The organism is Candidatus Cardinium sp. cBcalN2 (genome assembly GCF_022810445.1).
Classification (GTDB): domain Bacteria; phylum Bacteroidota; class Bacteroidia; order Cytophagales; family Amoebophilaceae; genus Cardinium.
This window is the reverse complement of sequence record NZ_JAACGD010000041.1, coordinates 1-3,333: the sequence shown is the minus strand read 5'-3', so window position 1 is coordinate 3,333 and position 3,333 is coordinate 1. Positions and strand designations below refer to the sequence as shown.

The window sequence follows — 3,333 nt, the reverse complement described above, 5'->3', positions numbered from 1 at the left end:
GGGCAATCACCTATTAAAGCTGATTAGAAAAACAGCTTGTTTGAACCCGCGCAGCGGGTGAGTTCTGTTTTTACAGCTCTAACAGGTGATTGCTGCAACTTTTTACTGAGGGCTTGATTTTTTGGTTACTTTTTTATCAAGAAAAAAGTAACAATAAAAATTCATTTTTTACCAATGTGATGAACAGATACCCCTATAGTAAAAGCGTAGAGTGCCCCCTGCCGGAATCGAACCAGCAACCTACTGATTACAAATCAGTTGCTCTGCCAGTTGAGCTAAGGAGGCGGCCAAAATCAATTGGTTTATTATAACAAATATAGGAAAATATAGTATAAATGTGTTAATAAGGCTATCTAAAATATGGGTTAGCTAGCTAGATATGTCAGCAAAAAGAGCATAAAAAAACCTTGAAAAGTGCTTTGTAAGAAGTAACTAAGTGCATTTTTCCTACCTAAGCTCCTTAATACGCGCTGCTTTACCTTGTTTGCCTCGTAGGTAGTAAATTCTAGCTCTACGCACACGGCCTTTTCTTTTTACTTCTATTTTCTCAATATTAGGACAGAGCAAAGGAAAAATGCGTTCTACACCTACCTCTTTAGATACTTTACGTATAGTAAAAGTCTCTCCATTGGTATTAGGGTTTTTACGTTGAATAACGGCTCCTTGAAATTGTTGAATACGTACTTTATTTCCTTCTTGTATTTTTACATGGACGTTGATGGTATCTCCAGCCTTAAAAGAGGGAAATGTGCGTACTGGTTGAGGATTACAAGTTACCTCAACATATTTTATTAAGTTATGCATAACTAGTCAGAAAATTAGAATAAATGTTAATGCAAAGATAATACTATTTTTGAAATTCCGTACCTTGCAGTACCGTAAATGGTAGTAAAGATAGATCAGGGCGTTTTACCTCCACTCAATTAATTTTAATGAAAAATATTCGAAATTTTTGCATCATTGCCCATATTGATCATGGCAAAAGCACTTTGGCAGATCGCTTATTAGAAGTAACTAAAACAGTTGGCATACGTGATCAAAAAAATCAAGTGCTAGATAATATGGATTTAGAACGTGAGCGTGGTATCACGATTAAAAGCCATGCAATCCAAATGGAATACATATATAATGGTCAATCTTATTTACTCAATTTAATTGATACGCCAGGACACGTAGACTTTACCTATGAAGTTTCTCGATCAATTGCTGCGTGCGAGGGGGCGTTACTGATAGTCGATGCAGCACAGGGGGTAGAAGCGCAAACGATTTCTAATCTCTATCTGGCCTTGGATCAAAACCTTACCATTATTCCTGTCTTGAATAAGATTGATTTGCCAGGGGCCATGCCAGAGGAGGTAAAAGATCAAATCATAGAACTGATAGGGTGTAATCGCGATGAAATCATTGCTGCTAGTGCCAAGCAAGGCCTTGGTATTGATACCATACTGGAAGCAGTAGTCAGGCGTATACCTGCTCCTACAGGGGATTATCGCGCACCCCTGCAAGCCATGATTTTTGATTCATTATATAATACTTTTCGTGGTGTAGAGGTTTATTTTCGGATTTTTAATGGAGCAATTAAAGCTGGAGACCAGATTCAATGTATTAGTACAGGTCTAGAATATAGGGTGGAAGAGGTCGGTATTTTAAAGTTGCAACAAATACCCCAACCCAGTTTAGAAGCAGGACATGTAGGCTATATGATTGCTGGCATTAAAAATGCAAGTGAAATAAAAGTGGGGGATACGATTACCCATGTAGATAAGGCTGGGCGTCCGTTAGGGGCCATGATTAAGGGATTTGAAGAGGTCAAGCCTATGGTTTTTGCCGGCATCTATCCAGTAGATACTACCGAATATGAGGCATTGCGAGATTCTATGGAAAAATTAAAATTAAATGACGCTTCATTGATTTGGGAACCAGAGAGCTCTGCTGCTTTAGGTTTTGGATTTCGATGTAGTTTCTTGGGGATGCTCCATATGGAGATTATACAGGAACGCCTAGAAAAAGAATTTAATATCACTATTATCACTACCGTTCCATCGGTACAGTTTCATGTAATAGATCAAAAAGGTCAATTGATAGATGTGCAAGCACCTGCAGATATGCCCGACCCTAATACCATTGATCGTATCGAAGAACCGCTTATTCAAGCACAAATTATTACAAAATCAGAATTTGTGGGAGGGATTATGAAACTTTGTATGGATAGAAGAGGGATTTTTAAAAATCAAGTTTATTTAACCGCTGACCGTGTAGAACTTACTTTTGAACTACCCTTAGCAGAAGTGGTTTTTGACTTTTTTGATAAACTCAAGACCATTTCACGTGGATATGCTTCCTTAGATTATGAATTATCTAGGTTTGCTAATGCAGACCTGGTGAAACTAGATATTTTATTACATAATGAAAAAGTAGATGCGCTTTCGGCAATTGTACATAGGTCCAATGCCTACGAACGGGGCAAGGTTTTATGTAAAAAGCTTAAAGAAATCATTCCTAGACATATGTTTGAAGTGAGTATTCAAGCAGCTATTGGTACAAAAATTATTGCTAGAGAAACGGTAAAGTCGCTGCGCAAAAATGTGATTGCCAAATGCTATGGTGGTGATATTTCACGAAAACGGAAGTTGTTAGAAAAACAAAAAAAGGGTAAAAAACGAATGAGACAGGTGGGATCAGTAGAAATTCCCCAAGAGGCTTTTATGGCGGTATTAAAGTTAAATGATTAAATAGCATTTTTAACTTACTGATATCCTATCTAGTCAGCACTATGGTAACGCTAGGCCCAAAAAGCAAATAGGCCTATCTGTTCACAACACTGGTAAATAATTAAGACCGTTGTGATAGGCAGGCATTATAATTTTTGTTAATGCTCTAGCCTTACTTTTTGAGATTTTTGGTATTTTAGAGCTATACATCTTATTACTTATAAAGTATTTTCAATTGATGTAGAAACATTCGTTTACACAAGAAAAGTTTTTAGTATCCATTCAGCAGTATGGTAAGGCTACGTATAAAAACGCCCCTTGTAAAATAATTGCGATCAGCAATCACTCCTTACAGCTGAAATAGAAAAACCGTTGACAGGAGGGCTGCAGCGGGCGATTTCTGTTTTTCCAGCTGTAAGCTGAGCTTACAGCAGTTTTTTGCACAAGGCTTGATTTTTTTCTTACTTTCTTATGAAGAAAAAAATAAGATGAAAATACTTATAATCAAATAAAAAAAATAAAAATTCCTGTATCTGTTCCTGACTCTGTTAAAAAATGAATTTTTTAAAGCTACTTTTTGCTTGATCAAAAAGTAGCCAAAAAATCAAGCGCTGATGAAAAA

General features: G+C 36.7%; 2 protein-coding genes and 1 tRNA gene. 1 reads left to right on the top strand and 2 read right to left on the bottom strand.

Going from position 1 to position 3,333, the window contains the following annotated elements:
* Positions 1–212 precede the first annotated feature (212 nt).
* Together MUW74_RS01345 and rplS are read right to left on the bottom strand one after the other, a co-directional pair.
* Positions 213–285: transfer RNA gene (locus MUW74_RS01345), tRNA-Thr, on the bottom strand.
* Positions 286–447: 162 nt separating this feature from the next.
* Positions 448–804 (bottom strand): 50S ribosomal protein L19, encoded by a 357-nt coding sequence (gene rplS / locus MUW74_RS01340; RefSeq protein WP_243517607.1) that lies wholly within the window; start codon positions 802–804, stop codon positions 448–450.
* Positions 805–932: 128 nt separating this feature from the next.
* Here rplS and lepA point away from each other — a divergent pair, with 128 nt between their 5' ends.
* Positions 933–2,732, top strand: a complete 1,800-nt coding sequence (lepA, locus tag MUW74_RS01335; RefSeq protein WP_243517609.1) for a translation elongation factor 4 — start codon at positions 933–935, stop codon at positions 2,730–2,732.
* Positions 2,733–3,333: the final 601 nt, after the last annotated feature.

Excerpts from the sequence above, each read along its gene's own strand:
- rplS (WP_243517607.1), bottom strand. The coding sequence starts at position 804 with ATGCATAACTTAATAAAATATGTTGAGGTAACTTGTAATCCTCAACCA.
- lepA (WP_243517609.1), top strand. The coding sequence starts at position 933 with ATGAAAAATATTCGAAATTTTTGCATCATTGCCCATATTGATCATGGC.